A 23107-nucleotide genomic window follows, 5' to 3' on the forward strand; every position below is an offset into this window, starting at 1 on the left:
CCCGGGAGTTTGCGATGTCTGACATCTGGACGACCATCTCGGCCGAGCGCAGCGCACTCGCCGACGACCTCGGCACACTGACGACATCGCAATGGGAACAACCGTCCTTGTGCACCGGGTGGACGATCCGTGACGTCGTCGCACACCTTTGCGCGACCGCGGCACTGAGCCCAGCCACGTTCTTTCTAGGGATGGCCAAGGCCGGGCTCAACTTCGGACGGTTTGCCGACGGTCAGATAGCCAAACATCGGGGCTCCGACCCGGCCGCTACGTTAGGCACGTTCCGCAGTCTTCAGCATTCCACTTCCGCACCGCCAGGCCCAAAGGTCTCCTGGCTCGGCGAGGTGGTGGTCCACGGTGCCGATATCCGCCGTCCGTTGGGAATTTCCCACAGCTACCCGCCTGAAGTGGTTCGTCAGCTGATCGACTTCTACAAAGGCTCGAACCTGCTCATCGGCTCCAAGAGCCGGATCGCGGGGCTAGCCCTACGCGCCACCGACGACTCCTGGCAGCACGGCGAGGGGGAGCCGGTCGAGGGCCCCCTGATATCCCTGCTGCTTGCGGTAACCGGACGCGGCGCCGCATGCGACGACCTAGCAGGGCCGGGCGTATCGGCGCTCCGCGACCGCTGCGTCGAAAACTGATCGCGACACGTCATCGACGTGGTAGACACGAGGCCGTGGAGATCTTGGCCCGCCAGATGCCTCTGCGACCGGCGAACTATTCACGGTCGATTGCGTGCGAGGCACGTCGCGCCCCGATGGGCCTGCGCGAGATGCGTGGGCCCGATTCGGAAGGAATCACGCTGATTTTCATCGACGTTTCCGAGAGATCAGCTGATGCATCAAGACCCCTGACGTTGAACGCGCTCGAACAACCGGTGAACTGAAAGCTAACATCTAGCGACGAATCGTGGCCTACCCGCATTTCACGCCGACGCTCGTTCGACAACCAATTACGCCGACTACCAGAATCAGGGCTTGTGAATCTCGAGTTGTTCCTCTTGATCATCGTCGTGATTACGGCGCTGGCGTTCGACTTCACGAACGGGTTCCACGACACCGGCAATGCCATGGCGACCTCCATTGCCAGCGGAGCGCTCGCGCCACGGGTCGCGGTGGGGATGTCTGCGGCGCTGAACCTGCTCGGCGCGTTCTTGTCCACCGCCGTCGCGGCGACGATCGCCAAGGGCCTGATCGATGCGAATCTGGTGACGCTGGAATTGGTCTTCGCCGGTCTGGTTGGCGGGATCGTCTGGAACATGCTGACATGGCTGCTCGGTATCCCGTCGAGTTCATCGCACGCTTTGATCGGCGGCATCGTCGGCGCCAGTATCGCCGCCGTAGGTACGCGCGGTGTGATCTGGAGTGGCGTGGTTTCCAAGGTCATCGTGCCGGCTGTGGTCGCCTCGCTGCTGGCCACCCTCGTTGCAACGACTGGCACTTGGATGGTTTACCGGATTAGCCGCGGTATCTCTGAAAAACGCACATCAGGCGGTTTCCGACGCGGCCAAATCGGCTCAGCGGCGTTGGTTTCGCTGGCGCATGGCACCAACGACGCGCAGAAGACCATGGGCGTGATCTTTCTCGCGCTGATGTCCTATGGCGCCGTCAGCAAGACGGCGTCCGTACCGCCGCTGTGGGTCATCGTAAGTTGCGCGGTAGCGATGGCCGCTGGAACGTACGTCGGGGGCTGGCGAATCATCCGTACCCTGGGCAAGGGCCTGGTGGAGATCCAACCGCCCCAAGGCATGGCCGCAGAGTCATCATCGGCAGCCGTGATTTTGCTGTCCGCACATTTCGGCTATGCGCTGTCCACGACGCAGGTCGCGACCGGGTCCGTACTGGGCAGTGGGGTCGGCAAGCCGGGCGCCGAGGTGCGTTGGGGCGTTGCCGGACGAATGGTAGCCGCATGGCTGATCACGCTCCCGCTGGCCGGGTTCGTCGGGGCAAGCACCTATTGGCTGGTACACGCCATCGGCGGATATCCCGGCACAATCATCGGGTTCGGGCTGCTGTGCCTGGTCGCTAGCGCCATCTGGCTGCGGTCACGCAAAGCACCGGTTGGCCACGAAAATGTCAACGCCGACTGGGAAGGCAGCCTGACCGCTGGCCTCAATTCGTCCCAGCCGGACGTCCCGGATCTAGCCGAGCCCGCACCGCCGGCGCAGCGAGCACCCAGTCCGGTGCCGGGATTTGGCGAAGACAGCGCGGCCACCGCGAGAAACGCGTCATGAGCACCTGGTTTAACTACACGGCGACGCTGAAAATCCTGATCTTCAGCCTGCTGGTGGGCGCCGCGCTGCCCGCACTGTTCGCGGTCGGAGTGCGGTTGCAGGCCATCGGTGCCGCGAGCACCGATGATGGCGCCACGACACGTCGCCGCCCAGCGCTGATCGTGGGCGGTTGGGCGATCTTCGCCCTGGTTCTGGCGATGATCATCACCGGGGTGCTGTATATCGCCCGCGACTTCATCGGGCATCACCTCGGCTTGTTCATTTTGGGAGCCACACCGACGTAACATCGGATCGTTGGCCCGCAGCAGGAGGGCCACGTCAGCGCGAAGGTGCCACCGGGTGAACCACTTCCTCACTTCGATCGTCTCCTGGCTGCGCGCTGGGTACCCTGACGGCGTTCCCGCGACCGACTGCTTCGCGTTGCTCGCTCTGTTGGCGCGCCGACTGAGCAACGACGAAGTCACTGCTGTGGCCAGCGAACTGGTGCGGCGCGGCGAGTTCGGCAACATCGACATCGGCGTGGCGATCACGCAACTTACCGACGAACTGCCGGCACCGGAGGATATCGAGCGAGTGCGGGCACGTTTGGCCGCTAGGGGCTGGCCTCTCGACGACGCCCGTGAGGACTACCCATAGCCGTGCTGCGGGCGGTCAGCGTCTCGCCGGGCGCTGCGGTCCCGCTGCTGCTTCCCGCCCTACAACGAGTTCTCAATGGTCGTGATCCCGCGATGATAGCGGTGCCAGCCAACCATGATCGAGAATCTGAACTGCGCGCATTGCGCGTGGGCGAGTACATCGACGACGATGTCGCGTTGGTAGCGACGACGTCGGGAACCACCGGCGCACCCAAAGGTGCCCTGCTGACCGCCGACGCCTTGATTGCCAGTGCATCGGCCACCTACGACCGTATCGGCGGACCGGGATGCTGGCTGCTAGCCGTGCCGTCTTGTCATATCGCCGGTCTGCAAGTGCTGGTGCGAAGCGTCCTGGCGGGTTCGGTTCCGGTCGAGCTGGACGTCTCCGCAGGATTCGACGTCAGTCAATTGCCAAGCGCCGTAGAGCGCTTGGGCCCTGGCCGCCGGTACACGTCGCTGGTCGCGGCCCAGCTGGCCAAGGCGCTCAACGATCCGGCAGCCGCCGCCGCGCTCGCTGAACTCGATGCTGTTCTGATCGGTGGCGGACCAGCTCCATCACCGATCCTCACCGCCGCGGCGGCCGCCGGCATCACGGTGGTGCGCACCTACGGTATGAGCGAGACCGCTGGGGGCTGCGTCTATGACGGCTTTCCACTGCAGGGAGTGCAGCTGCGCATATTGGCCGATTCCCGCGTCGCGGTCGGCGGAAAGACTCTGGCTAAGGGCTACCGGAACCCCATCGAGCCGGATCCGTTCGCCGAATCGGGCTGGTTTCACACCGAGGATCTGGGCACCCTGGATGATTCGGGCGCGCTAACGGTGCTGGGCCGCGCGGACGAGGCGATCAGCACGGGCGGTCTGACTGTCTTGCCGCAGCCCGTAGAGGCCGCGCTGTGCACCCACCCCGCGGTGAGTGATTGTGCCGTTTTTGGAGTTGCCGACAACCGACTGGGGCAGCGGGTCGTCGCCGCGATCGTGGTCAACGATGATTGCCCGGCACCAACCCTCGACGCGCTACGTGCACACGTGGCGCAAACCCTCGACATCACGGCCGCTCCGCGCGAACACCATGTTGTGGACGCAGTCCCTCGACGCGGAATCGGCAAGGTGGATCGGGCGGCATTGGTGCGACGGTTCACTCGGCCCGATCAATAGGCTGGGCAATCGTGAGGATAGGTCGCCGGGGGGTACCCCCAGAAGTATTGACAGTCACCGTCGGGGTCGTCCTGGTTGCGGCCGCATTCGTGCTGCCGAGAGTAGACCGGGGAATCAGGCCGCGCCTCGATACCGGACCCGAGCAGTTTGCGATGCATGCCGGCTCCGCGCCGATCTTCGGTCTCTGGGATGTCCATGCCGGCTGGGGCACGGCTCCGGCGATCCTCATCGCTGTGGCAGCCGTGGTGTGGGGAACAGTCTTAGCGCAACGACTTTCCTGGCGGATGGTGACGTTAGGCAGCTGGGCCACCGCGTGTGCATGGGCGTTTTCCCTGGCGATGATCGATGGCTGGCAACGCGGCTTCACAGACCGGCTGACCACCAAAGACGAATATCTGTGGCAGGTGCCTGGAATCACCGATATCCCGGCCACTTTGCGCACGTTCTCGAGCCGGATTGTCGACTTCCAACCGAATTCATGGGTTACGCACGTGTCAGGGCATCCGCCAGGCGCCTTGCTGACCTTTGTATGGATGGATCGGATCGGTCTGCATGGCGGCGCGTGGGCAGGGTTGCTCTGCCTCGTCGTGGGCACCAGTGCGGCGGCAGCCGCCCTGATTACCGTGCGTGTTCTTGCCAGCGAGGACATAGCTCGGCGGGCGGCGCCGTTCGTTGCCGTTGCACCGACTGTGATCTGGATCGCGGTGTCCGCAGACGGATACTTCGCTGGCGTCGCCGCCTGGGGCATCGCGTTGCTGGCATTGGCCGTGCACGGCACGGTGCGGTTCCCGACGCTGGCAGCCGCCGGGGCGGGCCTGCTGCTCGGGTGGGGAGTCTTCCTCAACTACGGCTTAGTGCTGATGGGGCTACCGGTGCTGGCGATACTGCTCGGGGCAGCTCACTGGCGGGACGCTCTGCGGACACTGGGGCCGGCCGTGGTAGCCGCGTTGGCGGTGGCAGTGGCCTTCGCCGTTGCCGGGTTCTCTTGGTTCGACGGTTACACCCTCGTTCAAGAGCGCTACTGGCAGGGCATCGCTCACGACCGACCGTTCCAGTACTGGTCCTGGGCCAACTTGGCGGCAGTCGTCTGCGCCATCGGGCTGGGCAGCGTCGCGGGTATCGGTCGAGTATTCGATAGGGCCGCAGTCTGTCGCCGATCCGGATTCCACTTACTGCTGCTGGCGATGCTAGCCGCCATCGTTTGCGCTGACCTGAGCATGCTGAGCAAAGCGGAGACCGAACGGATCTGGCTGCCATTCACGATCTGGCTGACTGCCGCGCCCGCCCTGCTGCCACCCCGTTCACATCGTGTGTGGCTGGCCATCAACGCTACCGGAGCACTGCTGCTGAACAGCATCATCTTCACACACTGGTAGGCGACTACGCGATGACGAGGCCGTCAAACACGAGATCCGATGGCTGCCCTGGTACTTCGGCAGAGAATGGAGACAACATGGTAACCAACTACAACGAGGGCGATATCGCCGAACAGTACAAAAAGACGAAGAACCTTCCCGTCCGATCCAGAATTGAGGCGTACTCGTTCCTGAAATGCATCGGCGATGTGACGGGGAAAAGCGTTCTCGATGCCGCCTGCGGTTCCGGAGATTACACTCGCGTTCTCAAACGCGCCGGCGCCACTGCCACAATGGGATTCGACATCTCCGAGAAGATGATTAGCCTTGCCCGCGACCAAGAAGCTCGCGAGCCACTGGGCATCGAATACGACGTCGCCGACGCTCGGTCGGTTGTGCCGCAACAAGATTTCGATATCGTCGTCGCAGCTTACCTTTTGGTGTACGCGCGGAACCGCGACGAACTCAGCAGGATGTGCTACGGCCTAGCGTCCCGTGTCAAGCGGGGCGGCCGGTTCGTGACTCTTACCACCAACCCGGAACTGTACACGTTTGAGCAGGTACCCGACTATCGCAAGTACGGATTCCAGATAAGGCTGGCCGAGGAAACATTTGAGGGAGCGCCCATCGAGCTGACCGCGTTCATTGAGGACACCTCCTTCGTTATCGAGAACTATTACCTGCCGATTGAGGCGTATAGATCCGCCCTCCACGAAGCAGGATTTCGCGATTTCGTTGTACACATGCCTGAGCTTGCCCCGGAACCCGACGTTGCTCGCGAGGATGATTACTTCGACGAATACTTGAAGTATCCGCCTGCGGTCGTCATCGAGTGCGTCCGCATCTAGCCGGCAACAGCGGTGTATCAGTCAAAGACTACGAGTCTGTTTGCCGCAGAACACGCGCGGAGCTGATAGCTCAGAGACCAGCCGCTCTAGTGACCTGGGCGAACCGACTCTCAGGGCGGCAGGCATCGCGCACCGCGGCAACGTCGGCGACGACATCGAAGTCGGCCAACTGTTCCAGCCGCGTCACATCAATACCATTGTTGTGCAATGCCTTCAGCGTAAGTTCCCCGGTATCTGGTTGAGACATCGGAACAGCGCGCAGGCACTCGGCCGCAGCCGCATGGCGAACCCCAAGCATCCACCAGCCGCCATCGTGCGCCAACCCGAGCACCGCGGGCGCCTTGAGTAGTTGACGTGCGCAATCGATCAGCAAATCGACGGTCACCTGCGGGGTGTCCATCCCGATCTGTAACACCGGTTGCCCATTGGCCGCATCGGCGTGTGCATTGGCAAGCCGGTCAGCGAAGTCGGTGCCTCGCTGCTGGATCACCGTGAAGGAATCGAGTCGTTGACGGATCTCGGCGGCGCCGGCGGCGGTCTCCAGGTCGCCGGTCAGCGCTACCACTTTCGCGGCCACCGGTGCGGCGGCAACGACGTCGAGGGTATCGAGCAGCGCGGCGGCGGCGATATTGGCGGCGACCTGGTCTCCGACCGTCGCGGCCAGCCTTGTCTTGGCCAGACCGGATGACGGCGCCTTGGCGACCACCAACACTGTCACCGGTAGGAGACTCACGAAATCACCTTCCAGAAGTCCAAAATCGCGATCACGCTCCCCCGCAATGAACCACTGACCTTAGATTTTCCGCCGGTCCGAGGACCGTAGCTGACATCGAGTTCGACCACGCGCCAACCAGCAGCCCCGGCACGGACCAGCAGTTCCAGTGGGTAGCCCGAACGTCGGTCGACGACACCCAGAGCTAGCAGTGCCTCTCTCCGGGCTACTCGCATGGGCGCTATGTCATGCACCGGCAAACCATGACGAGTGCGCAGCCGCCAGCTCATCACGACGGTGCCCACCCGGGCGACCCACGGCCAGCGCAATCCGGGCACCGGCCGACGCCTACCGGTCACCATGTCGGCACCTTGGTCAAGGACGGCGACCAGGCGGGGCAGGTCGCCTGCATGCATCGAGCCGTCCGCGTCGAGAACGGCAACGATGGGGGTGGTCGCGGCGACAACACCCGCATGCACGGCCGCCCCGTATCCGGGCCGTGATTCGGCGACCACTTGGGCGCCGTGTTGGGCGGCGACCGCGGCAGTGCCATCGGTGCTGTTGTTGTCCACCACGAGTGCCCGATAGCCGGCGGGAATCGCGGCAAGCACCGCCGGCAGCGACTCCTCCTCATTGAGACAAGGCAGCACCACCGTCACAGCGTCCTCGGGCATAGCCCCCCAGAGTAGGCGAGACGGTAGCGGCTCGATGCAGGCGCCGACCCGTGCGGAGGCCCCGCTCGGCAGCCGGTTCAACCACCATCTCCAGACGTCGGCTCGGATCAGCCGGCCCCGGAACCACCCGAACCAGACCCGAAACCACCACCCCCAGCCCCGGAACCACCCGAACCAGACCCGAAACCACCACCCCCAGCCCCGGAACCACCCGAACCAGACCCGAAACCACCACCCCCAGCCCCGGAACCACCCGAACCAGACCCGAAACCACCACCCCCAGCCCCGGAACCACCCGAACCAGACCCGAAACCACCACCCCCAGCCTCAGAACCACCCGAACCAGACCCGAAACCACCACCCCCAGCCTCAGAACCACCCGAACCAGACCCGAAACCACCTGCGCCGGCTGCTGGGTCGCCGAGCGAGCCAGTCGGCTGCTGCGGCTCCGAAGCCACCGTCGTCGGAGCCACGGTCGTTGACGCAATGGTCTCGGGTGCCGTCGGAACCGCACTCGACGTCGGAACCGCACTCGACGTCGGAACCGCACTCGACGTCGGAACCGCACTCGACGTCGGAACCGCACTCGACGTCGGAACCGCACTCGACGTCGGAACCGCACTCGACGTCGGAGCCACACTCGACGTCGGAACCGCACTCGACGTCGGAGCCACACTCGACGTCGGAACCGCACTCGACGTCGGAGCCACACTCGACGTCGGAACCGCACTCGACGTCGGAGCCACACTCGACGTCGGAACCGCACTCGACGTCGGGGCGGTCGTCGTCGGCGAGATAGTCACGGTACGCGGGGGTACGACCGGTGGAATGGGTATCCGGGGCCTCAAACCGGGCAGGGGAATGATTATCGGGACCGGAACCGGCACTGGCGCGGGCACCACACCGGGTGGGGCCGGCGCCGGGACCGGCGCAGCAGGTGTCCCTCCGGTTCCTTGGCGCGGAATCACATTCTGGACCGCCGGAATGGTGCCGCCCTGAAATCCTGCCGTGGGTGCGTCAGGCGGTGGCGGTGGGACAGGCGCCTGTTGTTGAGTTGGAAGCAGAGGCAGAAATTTTCCCGGCTGAGCGTTCTGGTGTCCCTCGACGGGCTGGGAAGCCGCGGTCGGCCGGACTGTGACTGCTACTGCGACCGCTAGCGAAGCGAACCCGACGACCGCGAAAGCGACAACGGCGTTGCTGATCAGCAATGATCGCCTGTTGAGCGGCACCCGACCGGACTCAGCTGCGCCATGGTCGTCGGCGTCGCCATATTCATCGAAACCTTCGATCTGCTCAACCGGAAGCAATTCGTCCTCGCCGGTCTGTGAGTACGCCAGCTGTGCATCCGAATTCTCTTCCTGATTCGACTGAGCTACCTCCGCCGGAGCGAGAAACGTAGTCGTTTCCCCGGGTACCGCAGGCTGAGCCGTGGTCATCTGTGCTGTGCCGGCCGCCAGCGCCGCACCATGCGCGAGCGCGAAGGTGGGATCTTCCGGGGTTTCCACACGCATGGTCGAAGCACCACGAAGCTGGTCGGCGAGCCCGTTGAGATCAGAAGAAGTTAGCTCGCTTGAGGCGCCCACCAAAAACACGTCGCCCTGGGCACCTGCCTCGTCGCCAACCCGCGCCACCAACGTTTCGAAAGCTGCCGCGTCGTCGGCGCCATCAACCGGCCCGGCAGCTAGAACAGTCGGTGGCGATTCCTGGACGCCCGCCACGGATAATGTCGCCGTCTCATCACCGACCAGCAGAACGGCAGAGCCCGACACACTCGCTGTTCGCGATAGCGCTGTCGCAGCATCCGGCTCCGACAGCACCTCCACATCCTGTACTCCGGAATTGTCGAGGGATTGCCGCAACTCGTCGGCCTTCTCCGAATCTGGCCAGCACAACCGAGTGGCAACCAGGCGGTGGTTCTCCTCGGCCAGCAGCTGATTCGTACCAGCCACAGTCTCGGTCAGCACTTCGACGGGGTTCTCGGCCACATCGACCTCGTATTGGTCGATCACGGCGTTGTCACGACCAGCAGACTCGACCAGGACCAACCGCGCGACCCGCCCGGTGACCGCCACCCCCAAAACGACGTCCATCTGCGGCTCTCCTTTAGTTAGCCACCCCACGACCAGCAATGCCCGGCATCATTACACTGCGATACCGTCGGCCGTGTTCGTCGATCGGGCGCCGAGGTTCCTCTATGAGCGCAGCGTAACCGGATTCCCCACCGGCGGGACGGTCACCGCGGAACCGCGACCGCCAAACGAGCCAAGCGGTACCAGTGCGCGTCGTCCGGACGGAGAATATGTTCGCAATCGAACAACACGGTTGGCCCAGCAGGGGGGTTACTCGCCGGCGGGCCGAACCGGCACCATTGACAACCGACCTTGATCTCCTGGGGGCATCGTGAGCCAAGCCAGCGACGATACGCCCACCGGCCCGATTGCTAGCGCTAACCCGGACTCGGTCACAGTCCGAGACTCGGCGCCAGACCCGGTACGAAAGCGAAACGCTATACGCGATCAGACCGCCGCTACCTTGGTGGTCATCGCGCTGTTCTTCCCGTGGAACCTGTATTTCGGCTGGGGAATCCCCGGCAGCAGCAGATCGTTGTTCGTCGTCCTCGCGCTAGCCACAATGCTGTCCTTGGCAGCTCTGGCGGTGACCTATGTTGGCCCCTGGAAGCTGTCCGGCACGCGGTTTAACCCTGTTCTGCTCAGCCGGCTTCGTCTCGGGCTCAACGTCCCCTATCTGCTGCTTTTGCTGGGCTTCGTCGCATATGACGTATTCGAGACGATCCGCACGGGTGGAACAGTTCACATGCCAGGCGGTGTTGGGCCGGGAGGGTGGCTCGGTATCGCCGGCTCGGTGCTGGCCGCCCAGCCGGCGATCGCCAGCCCAACCGCAGGCGATGGCGAACACCGAGGCTGGCTGAGCACCGCTCAGATCGTCGGCTGTTCCTCTATTGCCGCTGCCGCACTCGGCTCCGGCTACAACCTGTACTGGCGGGTGCGGTACGCATTACCCGACTCCAACGGTTCGGCTGAATTTGGCAAACAGAACATCGCGGTGATCGTAACCGCGGTGGTGTATGGCGCGGCTGCGCTCGCCGCGGTACTAGTGGCGTCTAGGTGGCTGCTTCAGGGCACCAAGGCCGCACGGTTCACGATCCTAATGCTCGGCGCGTCGACCCTGGTTTCCGGAATCATCGTGTGGAGCATTCCGGTCGGCCGCGAAATCGACGCATTCCACGGTATCGCGCAGAACACATCGACGGCAGGAGTCGGGTATGAGGGCTATCTCGCGTGGGCGGCTTCCGCAGCGATATTCGTGCCACTAGCCACGTTCAACTCTTCCTCCCAGACCTCATCTACCGACAAAGACGGCTGGCGCGCGGCGACCCGAAACGGCTTGCTGCTGATCGTTGTATGGTGCCTGAGCTCAGTGGCGATGAGAATCACCGACCTCGGCGTCGCGGTGACGTTGAATTTCCCCTTCTCACGCTACGACACGATGACGCTGGCGGCATTCGACCTGTTCGCCGCGCTACTAGCGCTATGGCTGCGCGTCAACCTGCTCAATACCATCGTGCCGGCCAGAATTATCTCCTCGCTGTGTGGCCTTCTCGCCGCCCTCACCGTTGCTCGCGTAATTTTGGGCATCGCACTGGCTCCACGTTTCCAGGAATCCCCCGCCGTTTCGGCGAATCCCGTTTACGGGAACAATCTCGCCCAACAGATCACCAGCACCTTCGATGTGGTGCTGTGTGGACTGGCGCTCTGCATCGTCGCCGCGGTCGTCGTCAGCGGACGCCAGCGCCCGCTCACGCGACCCCCGCGACACCCACGAAGGGGACCGACCAGCGTTGGGAACGCGCCTACCAAGGTCTTGTCCAGTCCGGCGCCCCGGATCTTCCGGTCGGCTGCTCGCGGGCAACAATTGCGTCCGAAGATCTTCCGGCCACCTGACAAGACCTCGTAGAGCCAGCTAGCCGAGCATCAACGAAGCGGCGCGAACGCGAATTCGCGCAATCCCTCGCGGGGTTCCACCGCCGCGCGAAACGCCAGCACCTCGGCTGCCCGCGCGGGATCGGCGACAATGTGGCGCACATCGCCACTGCGGTACTGCCCGGTGATAGCCGGCGAGATGTCGCAACCTCGGGCCTCGCAGAGCGCGGTCGCCACATCCAGGATCGAGATCGGCCTTCCGGAGCAGACGTTGACCGCAGTAAAGCCACCCGCGTCGGTCGCAGCCAGATTGGCCGCCGCCAGGTTGGCGGCCGCCACATCGTCGACGTGGACGAAGTCACGCATCTGACCGCCATCTTCGAAAACCCTTGGCGGCTGACCATTTTCGAGTGATGAACGGAAGATCGCCGCAACTCCGGAGTATGGGGTATCACGCGGCATGCCGGGACCGTAGACGTTGTGGTAACGCAATGCCACCACCGACCCGCCCGTTGATTCAGACCACGCCAGCGCGTAATGCTCCTGCGCCGTTTTACTTGCCGCATACAAGCTTCGCGGCTGCAGGATGGCGTCCTCGTCAACCAACTGCCACTTCAGCTCCTCACTGCCCAGCGGGCAGCGATGCTCGAAAATCCCGGCATCGAGGTCGACACTCTGCCGCGGCAACGGGTCGACGGTTCCATGCGCCGGACATTCATAGCGCCCCTGCCCGTAAACCACCATCGACGACGCCAGCACCAGGCGACGGACCCCGGCGGCGAACATCTGCGCCAACAGCACCGTGGTAGCGAAATCATTATGACCGCCATAGGCCGGTGCGTCAGCTGCGTTCACCCCGGCACCCACCATGGCGGCCTGATGACAGACCAGATCAACACCAGCCAACAGCGGAGCCAGCGCATCGGCGTCACGGACGTCGACCAAGTGACATCCCCGGGGTAGCACTGGATTCAGGCCGTGCGCGGCTGGCAGCAACATGTCCACGCCGACCACCTCATGGCCCGCTTCCCGCAGTGCAGCGCCCACCCGGGAACCGATGAAACCGGCCGCGCCGGTAAGCAGCACCCTCATGGCAGTTCAAACGGCAAGGCGACACCGGAATGTTGCAGACAGTGGGTACACGTTCGCTCGTCGGCGACCCGTCCTATTGCCGCCTCTACCAACTTCTTGAGCAGTTGCATATTTTCCCCGAATCCGGCGTACACCTCGGCAGCCTTGACACCCTCACCCAGGGTGACTCCAGCATCCACGTCGGTCACTAAAGCGATTGCCGCATAGCATAGTTCGAGTTCCCGAGCCAGTATCGCCTCTGGGTAGCCGGTCATGTTAACCAGGCTGAACCCAGCCGCTGCAAACCACTGGCTTTCCGCGCGGGTAGAGAACCGCGGTCCTTGGATCACCACCATCGTGCCGCCGTCAACCGCTCCAGGCAGGCCGGTTACCGCGGTCCGCAGCGTCGGGCAGTATGGATCGGCGAAGGTGGCGTGCACACCACCGGAGTCGAAGTAGGTGTCAGCTCGGCCGCTAGTTCGGTCAACCAGCTGATCCGGAACGACAACAGTACCCGGCCCGATTTCGGGGTTCAGGCTGCCGACCGCGCATGGCGCAAAAACCCGCCGCACACCGAGCCCGCGCAGCGCCCACATATTGGCCCGGTACGGCACGGTGTGCGCCGAGTAGTAATGATTTAGCCCGTGCCTAGGCAGAAACGCGACTTCGTGCCCCCCGATTGCGCCTACGGCGATCGGAGCGCTCGGTTTGCCGTACGGGGTGTCCACAGTGATCTCGCGCACAGATCCATTGGACTGTTCAAGGAACGTGTAAAAGCCGCTGCCACCAATCACTCCGAGCATCCGCCTATTGTCATGCATCGCCTCGCGTCGATCGCTCGTGCCTGGCTGCGTCAGCATCCTGGCAGGATGTTTTAGTGGCCAGTTTCACGCAGTGGATTTCCGGCGCGCGACCGCGCACGCTTCCGAACGCAGTGGCACCGGTGGTCGCCGGTACCGGCGCCGCGGGGTGGCTGAACGGCGCGGTGTGGTGGAAAGCGCTGCTCGCGCTCGTCGTCGCAGTCGCATTGACTATCGGAGTCAACTACGCCAACGACTACTCCGACGGCATCCGCGGCACCGACGACTATCGAGCCGGACCGTTGCGGCTGGTCGGCTCGCGGCTGGCAAACCCGCGCTCGGTGCTGGCCGCGGCGGTCCTGAGCCTGACGGTTGCTGCGGCGGCAGGCTTAGTGCTCGCGGCACTGAGCGCTCCTTGGCTGATCGTGGTCGGCGCCATCTGCCTCGCCGGAGCCTGGCTATATACCGGCGGAGCACGACCCTACGGCTATGCGGGCTTCGGTGAGCTGGCAGTTTTTGTGTTCTTCGGCTTGATCGCGGTACTCGGCACGCAATACACCCAAGCATTACGTATCGACTGGGTAGGAGTGGTGCTGGCGGTATCGACAGGAGCGTTGTCGTCATCGGTGCTGGTGGCCAACAATCTGCGCGACATACCCACCGACGCGCAGTCAGACAAACTCACTCTGGCAGTCCGGTTGGGTGATCAACGCACCAGGGTGCTGTACCAAGCACTGCTGGCTACCGCTGGAGTCCTGAGTCTCGTACTGATCATTGCGACGCCGTGGTGCGCCGCCGCGTTGGTGGCGACTCCGCTGGCGCTGCGAGCAATGGCGCCGGTTCGCGGTGGCCGCAGCGGCGTAGAGCTGATCCCAGTACTGCGTGACACCGGTCTGGCGATGGCAGTGTGGGCGATCGTCATGTCAGCTGCGTTGTTCTTGGCCCATCAGATCTAGACAGATTGTCGGCTTGGCTGCCGTACGGGTGTTTTCGCGCAACATCTACGAGTCCATCAATCTCACGTGTCTGTTGGGACGGCTGCGGCTACACCGCGCCACCGGTATTAGGTTGTCATTCTGGTGAAGTCCATTGCGAGTCTGTGAAGTTGAGCGCACACTTCACTGCTCATCAGGCACCTTGCCGGGCGCAGCCTCACCGCGCAGCCTGGCACGCAACTGCTCACGTTCTGCGCGTCGACGCTCGCCCACCGTCGCCAGCGCAGCGGTAGCACGACGCCGCAACGGGCCGAACAGCCATATACCCAGAGGCATTGCGATAATCAGGGCGAACAACGCGGCAACGACGAGCGGGAATTCGGCCACTCCGACCAGCCGCGCCACGCCGTAAATCGCACCGCCTAGCACCACCGCGAGGAGCAACCGCGCCACCGCGTAGATCACCACATCAATAACGCCGCGATACCAATCGGGACTGTCGTTAGGCGCTTCTGACACAGTCTGAGCCTACGACGCGAGTATATTTACTGTCAGGAGGTGTTGAGTGCTCTACCTGCTCCTCGTCCTGGTTTTGGGGACACTGATCTACGTAGGCTGGCGCGCTGCGCGGGCGCAGGCCAGCCGACCGAAAACTCGCGTCATCGGGCCCGACGACGACCCGGAATTCTTGCGGCGGTTGGGACACGGGGACAACAACCCACGCTAGGCGAAATCCGGGTTCGACCGGCGCAGGTCGCCCAGGAACGCATCGGCAATCACGGCCGCCAATTCGGTTAGTGCGTCGCGGGTCTCCCGCTTGAGCCGTCCAAGAGAAACCTCTGCCCCTGCCTCCAGATGCGGGTCGAACGGCACTATGCGTACTGCACGGCAGCGCCGAGAGAAATGCTCAACCACCTGTTGCACGTCAACTTTGCCTGAGCGTGGTCGGACGCCGTTGATGACCGCGATCGAGTTACGCACCAGGTCCTCGTGACCATGCGCGTCCAGCCAGTCCAGCGTCGCCGAAGCGCTGCGTGCACCGTCAATGGATGCCGAGCTGACCACGATCAGCGCATCGGACTTTTCGAGCACCGCCGACATCGCTGAGTGCAGCAGTCCAGTACCGCAATCGGTGAGCACCAGGCCATAGAACCGTTCGAGGATTTCCAGAACACCGACGTAGTCGTCGGCGCCGAAAACGTCCGATACGGCCGGATCGCTGTCGGATGCCAGGACCTCCAGCCCGCTCGGACTCTGAGACGTATAACCGCGGACATCGCTGTAACGCTCGATGCCGTCGGCGTCACGCAGCAAGTGTCGCACCGTGGCCGGGGTCTCCAACGAAACCTTCTGGCTCAGCGTGCCGCGGTCTGGACTGGCGTCGACCGCCACCACCCGGTCGCCGCGCACCGAGGCGAAGGTGGACCCGAGGGTGGCGGTGATCGTGGTTTTACCGACACCCCCCTTCAGCGACAGCAGCGCGATCCGGTAGCAGCCCCGCAGCGGCCGATTGACCTGCGCGACGAGGTTGTTGTGGCGAGCAGCCCGAGCGCCCTCCCCCACGTTGATCAGCCGACCAGAGAGCACATAAAGCAACCGGCGCCAGCCCTCTGACGGCGGCGGCTTTACCGGGCGCAGCAGCGAAGTAGTGGCCAGTTCCGGATAGGGCGTTTGCGGAACCGGGTCCGGGTTATATGCAGGCCTTTCAGCGGGGCCAGCGGTCTGGACAACTAAAGCACTCGACCCTTCGCCCGGTCCATCGAAACAGTCGCTGTATGCCGCCGCATCAGCTTGCTCGATATCGGCAATGGGTGCGGATTCCCATGCCGACGTTTCTGTAGCTGGCGGCACACCCGCAGACTCGTCTGCGAAGCCCCCGTCGGATGTCTCGTCATCGGATTCGGTGAGCAGCGCGCCCGAATAGGGCAAAGCAGGCAACTGCACCGTCGGATGATCCGTGCCTCCATCTTCGTCATCGCTCGGAGGCGCACTTACCCCAGCCGTTGGATTCTCAGACACGTGAATCCCCCTTGTTGCACTAGCTAATGTCGATTGCTGCCAAATGCTCAGCCCACTCCCGCATAGGAGTGCAGGCCGACAGTGACCAGGTTAACGAAGAACAAGTTGAAGACCATGGCCACAAATCCGACGGCGTTGATCCACGCCGCTTTCCTGTCCCGCCACCCGGCGGTCGACCTAGCGTGCAGGTAGGCCGCATACACCACCCAGGCAACGAACGACACCGTTTCTTTGGGGTCCCACCCCCAGTACCTGCCCCAGGCTCCTTCGGCCCAGATCGCCCCGAATATCACCCCGAAACCGAACACCGGGAAGGCGAAGATCGTGGTTCGGTATGCGAGCCGATCCAAGGTCTGGGCGTCGGGCAACTTCTGCACCACGCGGGCCAGCGTGCTCGACCTTCCGGGCTCACCCAGCGATGATGTCCGCACCAGGAACAGGATGCTCGCGATGCCCGCGACCAGAAACACCCCCGAACCGAGGCTCACCACCGAGACGTGAATCGGCAGCCAATAGGACTGCAGCGCCGGCATCACCGGCGCAGCATTGGCATAGAGCCAGTGTCCAGACACTGCCAACAGGATCAGCACCGGGACCAGCAGGAAAACCCATAGCGACCGGTACTGCGGGCGGCGCAATGCAATCGCACCAGCCGACAACCCGAACAGACAAGTCAGATTGATGAACTCGTACATGTTGCCCCAAGGTGCCCGCATTGTGGCCAAGCCACGCAACACGACGCACCCCAGTAGCAAGCCGATACCCAGATAGATCACCGCTAGCCCGGCCCGACCAACCCGCTCATCGAACGACCGCTGGGAAGCTTCCACCACGATGCCAGGGGTGCTGCTGTCGGCAGCTACCGATGCGGCGGGCACCAGTTCACGCTCAACTACTTTGCGGCCACCGACATTCGCCAGCTCGAAGGCCAGCAGCAGCAAAGCGACTACCAGGGCGATCACGGCTGAGGTGAATGCCAAGTCCGAGTAACCGGCCAGACCGATGTTGATGTTCGCGGTGTTCATCTGACGTCCACCTGAGAGCTCCTTCTGGACTCTGGGGATACCCGGACCGCCGTCTCGCCTACGCCGGCCTCGCCGAGCCCGGCGAGCAACCGCTCGGTTAGCCGCTCGAACTCGTCGCCCCACCCGGAGTTGTCGGTGCGTGCCAGGCCACCCAACTCGACGTTCACCGTACCCGCGGTTTCTGCGGCCCGCTCGGGCCCTGCTGAAAAGCGGACCCACACCCGGCGGCGCCGCACCAGCAGTGAAACCACCAGGCCAACCATCATGGTGGCGGCGAAGGCCAGCACCCAGATCTGACCTGGGTCATGGGAGACCTGAAGATTGACGAACGGCACCGCGCCGTCGAAACGAACAACCGTCCCGGCCGCTGGGCCCGCGTCAAGCCGAACCTGCTCACCGGCGCGCAGATTGACCCGTTTTTCCTTGGTCAGCCGACCTTGCTGAATAAGCCGGGGATCCAGCGTGAACAGCGATTGCGGCCGACCACTGTCCAACCCAGTGTCGCCGCGATAAATGTCGATAGCCACCGCGGGCGCATTGAGCGCCGGGAACCGTGAGGACAATAAGGTGCCGTCCAGTTGCTCGGTCGGCGCGAGCAGGCCCTGAATCGCGATCTCATGCTCACGACGCTGATCGGGGTCGGGATAACTGCCGGAGGGCGGGTCGATTCGCACTACTCCCGACGACAACAACGTCTGTGGGTTGTCGGGGCGCCACTGCACAGTCGAGGTGCGAATCTGACCATCTGGGAACGTCACTGTGAAAGTGGGTGCGTATCCGTGGCCTTGCAGGTACACACGATCGCCGCCGACCCGCAGCGGGTGGTTAACCTCGAGCCGGCCCGGCCGCCAGCTGTTTGCAAGAAGATCGTCGCCGGCCTGATAGTCGATTTCGGCGGCGAACGAGGTCGCTTGCCCCGAGGGCAGGTAGTGCGCCGAAAAATCGTTGACCCGGATGCAGATGGGATGCAGCGAGGTGCCATCAACGGTGTTACCGGCTCGGAAAGAGTCGAAGGCAGCCGGCGACGCTGAGCAAAAGCCCGGGCCGCCGTCTGCGATGACGATCACGTTGCCCTCGTAGCCAAACAACTTGCCGACCGCCACCGCGATGAGGAGACCGAGTAACGAGAAGTGGAAAACGAGGTTGCCGAATTCGCGCAGGTAGCCCTTTTCGGCCGATACCTCGACGACGCCGTTCTGCTCCCGTATGGCGGTGCGCCAGCCGCGTAGCCGGCCCGGTATCACGGTAGCCATGCGGCTCAGGTCGGCTGGATCGGCGAGAACCTCTGAGCGCGCGTACTTGGGGAGGCGGGCCAGGTTTCGCGGAGCAGCCACCGGCGTTGCGCGCAGGCTTCGAGCGTGCTGGATCATCCGCGGAGTCAGGCAACCGACCAGGGACACGAACAGCAACGCGTAGACAGCGGTAAACCAGAAGCTCGAGAACACGTCGAAAGCTTGCAGCTCATCGAGCCATGGTCCGATCACCGGGTGCGCGGCCAGGTACTCGTCGACTTTTCCGACGTTGAGGCTGCGCTGCGGCAGCAGCGCACCTGGTATCGCGCCAAGCGCCAGCAGAAATAGCAGCACCAGCGCAGTACCCATCGAAGTCAAACTGCGCCAGGTGTTGCGTCCCTTTTGCGCGAGAAGACGCAATACCACCCAGATCCGGGTCGTTTGTCCCGATTCAGCGTCTGCTCGCACCTCAAACTGGGTACTCAAATCGGCAACCTAACATCGCTCACAAACACATCCCGCAGCCACGAGACGAAGTCGTTCCACACCCCGGTTACCAGCCCGACACCGACGGCGATAAGCAAGGCGCCGCCAAAGATCTGGATGGACCTGGTGTGCCGACGAAGCCAGCCGAGACCCGCCACCGCGCGCGCCGAGCCGAAAGCCAGCAGTACGAACGGGATGCCCAAGCCCATACAGTAGGCAATCACCAACACGATTCCACGCGCCACGTTGGCGCCGTCGGTTGCCGAAGCAACGGTGATGACCCCAGTCAACGTCGGCCCCAAACACGGTGTCCAGCCCAGTGCGAACACCGCGCCCAGCACGGGTGCCCCCGCTACCGTCGTCAACTGTCGTGGCGTGAGCCTGGCTTGGCGTTGGAGCACCGGGACGAAGCCGACGAACACCAGGCCCATGACGATCGTCAGCGCACCTCCCACCCGCTGCAACATCAGTTGATTGGTAATCAGTGTGGTGGTCATCCCCAGAACGGCAACGGTGCCGAGCACGAACACCATGGTGAACCCGGCCACGAACAACGCCGCTGATCCGGTCACCCGCCACCGGGACGCCAGCGAAACCTGCCCCGAGGCTGGCCGCTCATCGTCGACGCCAACGACGGCGGCCAGATACGACAGATAACCCGGCACCAACGGCACCACGCAGGGCGAAGCAAAGGACACTAGGCCGGCGAGCAGGCACACCGCCACTGCCACCAGCAGCGGCCCTGCCGCGGCGATGTCGGCGAACCCGCTCATTGCGGTCGCGGCCGGGACTGGCCCCCGGGTTCTTTCCCAGGAGCCTCGGCTGCCACCCGCTCGACCACTGGCTGCAGGTCTTCGGCCAGCAGTTCACGCAGGAACACAGCTGCGACCCGGTGTCGGCGATCTAGCACCAGCGTGGATGGAATCACCGTGGTCGGATACTTGCCGCCGAAAGCGATCAGGGTGCGCATCGCGGGGTCGTATATCGATGGGAACGACACGTGCCGATCATCGACGAAATCCTGGGCGGCCTGGCGGTTGTTGTCACGCACGTCGATCCCGAGGAATGACACCCCAGAGGTGCGGGTGGCCTCGTACACTCGCTGCAGCTGGGTGACCTCGGCGCGGCAGGGCCCACACCACTGCCCCCACACGTTGATGACGACGACCTGCCCGGCAAATCCGTCGAGTGAGAGCGTGTGAGCCGGCTCCATCAGGTCCGGCCCAGACAGCGGGCCGGGGCGGCCACGCTTTTCGGGCGGATCGTAGAAGAGGTCGGTTTTGCCGCCGGGCGAGACGAATTCGAAGGTTCCGCCCTGGGCGACGGCATCACGCCCGGAGCATCCGGCGAGTAGCCCTGTAGACAGGGCCATCACCGCCCCAGCCATTATCAGCCGACGCATCGTCATTCGCCCGCCGGTCGCGAATACACCACGTCGACAAGGCGGTCGCCGTCGTATACCAGCGACGTCACTGACGCTAGCTCGCATTCGCGGCGGCGCGGATCGTGCCAGAGCCGCTTGCCGGTCAGGTGCAACCGCAGCGTCCACACCGGCAGCTGGTGGCTGACGCACACCGCCTCGTGGCCCGCAGCACGCACACGCGCCTTGTCCACCGCAGTGGACATGCGGTCCGCGATCTGGCGGTAGGGCTCACCCCACGACGGCGTAAAAGGGTTGCGCAGGTGCCACCAAAACCGGGGATCGCGCCAGGCTCCGTCGCCAGGGCCCACCCGCTGGCCCTCGAACATGTTGGCCGACTCGATCAGGTCAGGATCGGTGTCCACCAGCAGGTTGTGCCGGGCGGCGATGGGCGCGGCGGTCTCCTGGGCTCGCTGCAGCGGGGAGGCGATCACCGCTGCGATGTCGCGGTCGGCCAGCGCGTCGGCGACCGCGGCCGCCTGTACCGCGCCGGTATCGGACAGGCGGAACCCAGGAAGCCGACCGTAGAGGATGCCAGTGGGGTTGAAAACCTCTCCGTGCCGCATCACATGTATCCGGGTTTCTTCGGCCATCAGGACTCCTCCCGGGCCGCTTGGGCCGCGGCCCGGGCTGCAGCCGGCAAGGCATCGGCGACCCGGTCGAAAGCGTGACCGTCGAGAGCGGACGAAACGAACCACGCCTCGAAACCGCTGCACGGCGGGTAGACACCTGCGTCCAACAGGGCGTGAAAAAACGCCGGATAGCGCCAGGTCTCGCTGCTTCGCGCCGATGCGAAATCGATGACTGGTGTCTCGCCGAAAAATACGCCGAGCATGTTGCCTGCCCGTGGAATCTGATGCGGTACGCCGGCATCCACCAATGCCTCGGACAGAAGCCCGGCGAGGCGGTCAGCGTTGGTGTGCAGCGCCGCGTAGACCTCGTCGTCGGCAGCGCGCAGCGTTGCCAATCCGGCAGCCATCGCGACCGGATTACCCGACAGCGTGCCAGCTTGGTAGACCGGCCCCAACGGAGCCAACCGCTCCATCACCTCAGCGCGCCCACCGAACGCGGCGGCCGGCAGCCCACCGCTCATCACCTTGCCGAACGTGAACAAGTCAGCGGCAACCGGATCTATTCCATACCAACCACTTCGGCTGACTCGGAAGCCCGTCATCACCTCGTCGACGATCAGCAGCGCTTGGTACTCGGCCGTGATCGCGCGCAGCGAAGCGTTGTAGCCGGGTGCGGGTGGAACGACTCCCATATTTCCAGGACTCGCCTCGGTGATCACGGCGGCGATCTGGTCGCCGAACCTGGCGAACGTCTGCCGCACAGCATCGATGTCGTTGTAGGGCAACACGATTGTGTCCGCCGCTGCCGCTCCGGTGATCCCGGGAGAAGATGGCAAGCCCAGCGTAGCCACCCCTGAACCGGCGTCGACGAGTAATGCGTCCACATGCCCGTGGTAGCAGCCGGCGAACTTGACAATCTTGGACCGGCCGGTGAACCCGCGGGCCAGCCGAATCGCGCTCATTGTGGCTTCGGTGCCGGAGTTCACCATCCGTATCCGTTCCACGGGTGCCATCCGGCCAATGATCTCGGCGGCCAGTTCAGTCTCCGCCGGTGTCGGCGCCCCAAACGACAATCCTGAGGAAGCGGCTTTGGCGACCGCGTCGACGACCGCCGAGTGCGCATGGCCAAGGATCATCGGACCCCACGAGCACACGAGGTCGACGTAGCGGTTGCCATCGACGTCAGTGAGCCAGCAGCCGCTCGCTTCAGTGATGAAGCGGGGGGGCCCACCGACCGCGCTAAATGCACGTACCGGGGAATTCACCCCGCCCGGAATTACTGCACAGGCCTTCTCGAAGAGCTCCGCGGATACGCGGCCCGATGGCTTCCCGGAGGCTTTGCCACATGCGACCGCCTGCGCGGTCGCCTCGTCAGTCCTGCCCATGACCACCAGTGTTCCAGCCGGTGCGACCCAGTCGACTACAGGGTGTAATACCGAGCTGCAAATCCAATCACGTCCGTTTGGCCCAGCGGAGCGATGTCCGGGAACGTCACAGCTGCACACGCCTGCGTCGATCCCGGGGCTTCGCGAGCTGCCGTACGGCCCACACAGACGATGTCGAACTGGTTTGATATTGGCATGCAGCTACCGCAATGGCTGGCCCGGTTCAACCGGCACGTCACCAACCCCATTCAGCGGCTTTGGGCTGGCTGGCTCCCGGGGTTCGCGATTCTCGAGCACATCGGGCGACGATCCGGCAAACGCTACCGCACACCGTTGAACGTGTTTAGCGCCGAGGTCGACGCGCAGCCCGCACTGGCGATCCTGCTGACTTACGGCCCCGACCGAGACTGGCTCAAGAACATCAATGCGGCCCAAGGAGGACGAATACGGCGCCACGGCAGGACTTTTGGCGTCAGCAATCCGGTGGTCTTGACGAAGGCAGAAGCCGGGCAGCACGTCAATAAGTGGTTGCGGCCGGTCTTCGTCAAGCTGCCATTCAACCAGGCAGTGCTGCTCACCAAGACAGACTGATCAAGAGCCGCGATC

The 23107-nt window shown here is 64.0% G+C and carries 24 protein-coding genes; 11 read left to right on the forward strand and 13 right to left on the reverse strand.

Annotated features, from left to right (window positions below; all coding sequences use genetic code 11):
• Window positions 1–14: 14 nt before the first annotated feature.
• The 7 genes from ACO07W_RS08100 (at window position 15) to ACO07W_RS08130 (ending at window position 6229) form a co-directional block, all read left to right on the forward strand.
• On the forward strand, window positions 15–644 hold the full coding sequence (locus tag ACO07W_RS08100; RefSeq protein ID WP_421842250.1) for a maleylpyruvate isomerase family mycothiol-dependent enzyme: 630 nt from the start codon (window positions 15–17) through the stop codon (window positions 642–644).
• 338 nt (window positions 645–982) lie between these two features.
• Entirely contained in the window at window positions 983–2236 is a 1254-nt protein-coding gene (locus tag ACO07W_RS08105; protein WP_421842252.1) for an inorganic phosphate transporter, read from the forward strand.
• Window positions 2233–2520 (forward strand): hypothetical protein, encoded by a 288-nt coding sequence (locus tag ACO07W_RS08110; RefSeq protein ID WP_421842254.1) that lies wholly within the window; start codon window positions 2233–2235, stop codon window positions 2518–2520. Before ACO07W_RS08105 ends, ACO07W_RS08110 begins: the two co-directional genes overlap by 4 nt.
• A gap of 55 nt (window positions 2521–2575) precedes the next feature.
• Window positions 2576–2872 (forward strand): DUF3349 domain-containing protein, encoded by a 297-nt coding sequence (locus ACO07W_RS08115; RefSeq protein WP_421842256.1) that lies wholly within the window; start codon window positions 2576–2578, stop codon window positions 2870–2872.
• Between the two features lie 44 nt (window positions 2873–2916).
• Complete coding sequence (gene menE, locus ACO07W_RS08120; protein WP_421845869.1) at window positions 2917–4026, forward strand: o-succinylbenzoate--CoA ligase; 1110 nt, start codon at window positions 2917–2919, stop codon at window positions 4024–4026.
• A gap of 11 nt (window positions 4027–4037) precedes the next feature.
• Window positions 4038–5402, forward strand: a complete 1365-nt coding sequence (locus ACO07W_RS08125; protein ID WP_421842258.1) for a hypothetical protein — start codon at window positions 4038–4040, stop codon at window positions 5400–5402.
• 77 nt (window positions 5403–5479) lie between these two features.
• Entirely contained in the window at window positions 5480–6229 is a 750-nt protein-coding gene (locus tag ACO07W_RS08130) for a class I SAM-dependent methyltransferase (protein ID WP_421842260.1), read from the forward strand.
• A gap of 70 nt (window positions 6230–6299) precedes the next feature.
• On the opposite strand, the gene ACO07W_RS08135 is transcribed toward ACO07W_RS08130, so the two are convergent.
• From ACO07W_RS08135 to ACO07W_RS08145, 3 genes are all read right to left on the reverse strand, one after another.
• The gene (locus ACO07W_RS08135; RefSeq protein ID WP_421842262.1) at window positions 6300–6962 is read right to left on the reverse strand and encodes a TIGR04282 family arsenosugar biosynthesis glycosyltransferase; all 663 of its coding nucleotides are present in this window, start codon (window positions 6960–6962) and stop codon (window positions 6300–6302) included.
• A complete protein-coding gene (locus tag ACO07W_RS08140; RefSeq protein WP_421842264.1) occupies window positions 6959–7615 on the reverse strand; it encodes a glycosyltransferase family 2 protein in 657 nt (218 codons plus the stop codon). The genes ACO07W_RS08135 and ACO07W_RS08140 overlap by 4 nt, the downstream gene beginning before the upstream one ends.
• A 107-nt stretch (window positions 7616–7722) precedes the next feature.
• Window positions 7723–9705: a hypothetical protein gene (locus ACO07W_RS08145; protein WP_421842266.1), complete on the reverse strand. Its 1983-nt coding sequence runs from the start codon at window positions 9703–9705 to the stop codon at window positions 7723–7725.
• Window positions 9706–10051: 346 nt separating this feature from the next.
• On the opposite strand from ACO07W_RS08145, the gene ACO07W_RS08150 reads away from it, so the two are divergent.
• On the forward strand, window positions 10052–11590 hold the full coding sequence (locus tag ACO07W_RS08150; RefSeq protein WP_421845870.1) for a hypothetical protein: 1539 nt from the start codon (window positions 10052–10054) through the stop codon (window positions 11588–11590).
• A 17-nt stretch (window positions 11591–11607) separates the two neighbouring features.
• On the opposite strand, the gene ACO07W_RS08155 is transcribed toward ACO07W_RS08150, so the two are convergent.
• Window positions 11608–12648 (reverse strand): NAD-dependent epimerase/dehydratase family protein, encoded by a 1041-nt coding sequence (locus ACO07W_RS08155; protein ID WP_421842268.1) that lies wholly within the window; start codon window positions 12646–12648, stop codon window positions 11608–11610.
• Complete coding sequence (locus ACO07W_RS08160) at window positions 12645–13430, reverse strand: S-methyl-5'-thioadenosine phosphorylase (protein WP_421845871.1); 786 nt, start codon at window positions 13428–13430, stop codon at window positions 12645–12647. Before ACO07W_RS08160 ends, ACO07W_RS08155 begins: the two co-directional genes overlap by 4 nt.
• Window positions 13431–13504: 74 nt before the next feature.
• On the opposite strand from ACO07W_RS08160, the gene ACO07W_RS08165 reads away from it, so the two are divergent.
• Window positions 13505–14383: a 1,4-dihydroxy-2-naphthoate polyprenyltransferase gene (locus tag ACO07W_RS08165; protein WP_421842270.1), complete on the forward strand. Its 879-nt coding sequence runs from the start codon at window positions 13505–13507 to the stop codon at window positions 14381–14383.
• 162 nt (window positions 14384–14545) lie between these two features.
• Here ACO07W_RS08165 and ACO07W_RS08170 read toward each other — a convergent pair whose 3' ends face one another.
• Complete coding sequence (locus ACO07W_RS08170) at window positions 14546–14881, reverse strand: DUF4229 domain-containing protein (protein WP_421842272.1); 336 nt, start codon at window positions 14879–14881, stop codon at window positions 14546–14548.
• 46 nt (window positions 14882–14927) lie between these two features.
• On the opposite strand from ACO07W_RS08170, the gene ACO07W_RS08175 reads away from it, so the two are divergent.
• On the forward strand, window positions 14928–15089 hold the full coding sequence (locus tag ACO07W_RS08175; protein WP_421842274.1) for a hypothetical protein: 162 nt from the start codon (window positions 14928–14930) through the stop codon (window positions 15087–15089).
• On the opposite strand, the gene ACO07W_RS08180 is transcribed toward ACO07W_RS08175, so the two are convergent.
• From ACO07W_RS08180 to hemL, 7 genes are all read right to left on the reverse strand, one after another.
• A complete protein-coding gene (locus tag ACO07W_RS08180) occupies window positions 15086–16387 on the reverse strand; it encodes a MinD/ParA family ATP-binding protein (RefSeq protein ID WP_421845872.1) in 1302 nt (433 codons plus the stop codon). The two genes, ACO07W_RS08175 and ACO07W_RS08180, sit on opposite strands and share 4 nt — an antisense overlap.
• Window positions 16388–16428: 41 nt before the next feature.
• A complete protein-coding gene (gene ccsB, locus ACO07W_RS08185) occupies window positions 16429–17406 on the reverse strand; it encodes a c-type cytochrome biogenesis protein CcsB (protein ID WP_421842276.1) in 978 nt (325 codons plus the stop codon).
• Window positions 17403–19007: a cytochrome c biogenesis protein ResB gene (gene resB / locus ACO07W_RS08190; protein WP_421845873.1), complete on the reverse strand. Its 1605-nt coding sequence runs from the start codon at window positions 19005–19007 to the stop codon at window positions 17403–17405. The genes ccsB and resB overlap by 4 nt, the downstream gene beginning before the upstream one ends.
• A 113-nt stretch (window positions 19008–19120) precedes the next feature.
• Window positions 19121–19897, reverse strand: coding sequence for a cytochrome c biogenesis CcdA family protein (locus tag ACO07W_RS08195; RefSeq protein WP_421842278.1), 777 nt, complete (start codon window positions 19895–19897; stop codon window positions 19121–19123).
• Window positions 19894–20532, reverse strand: coding sequence for a TlpA disulfide reductase family protein (locus tag ACO07W_RS08200; RefSeq protein ID WP_421842280.1), 639 nt, complete (start codon window positions 20530–20532; stop codon window positions 19894–19896). The genes ACO07W_RS08195 and ACO07W_RS08200 overlap by 4 nt, the downstream gene beginning before the upstream one ends.
• Window positions 20529–21137 carry a histidine phosphatase family protein gene (locus ACO07W_RS08205; RefSeq protein ID WP_421842282.1) on the reverse strand — a complete coding sequence of 203 codons (609 nt, stop codon included), beginning with the start codon at window positions 21135–21137 and terminating at the stop codon, window positions 20529–20531. The genes ACO07W_RS08200 and ACO07W_RS08205 overlap by 4 nt, the downstream gene beginning before the upstream one ends.
• Entirely contained in the window at window positions 21137–22501 is a 1365-nt protein-coding gene (hemL, locus tag ACO07W_RS08210) for a glutamate-1-semialdehyde 2,1-aminomutase (protein WP_421842284.1), read from the reverse strand. Before hemL ends, ACO07W_RS08205 begins: the two co-directional genes overlap by 1 nt.
• A 195-nt stretch (window positions 22502–22696) precedes the next feature.
• Between hemL and ACO07W_RS08215 the strand changes: the two genes are divergently transcribed.
• Complete coding sequence (locus ACO07W_RS08215; protein WP_421842286.1) at window positions 22697–23092, forward strand: nitroreductase family deazaflavin-dependent oxidoreductase; 396 nt, start codon at window positions 22697–22699, stop codon at window positions 23090–23092.
• Window positions 23093–23107 lie beyond the last annotated feature (15 nt).

Origin of the sequence: Mycobacterium sp., from assembly GCF_965230835.1 — a bacterium.
In the GTDB taxonomy this organism is placed as follows: Bacteria; Actinomycetota; Actinomycetes; order Mycobacteriales; family Mycobacteriaceae; genus Mycobacterium.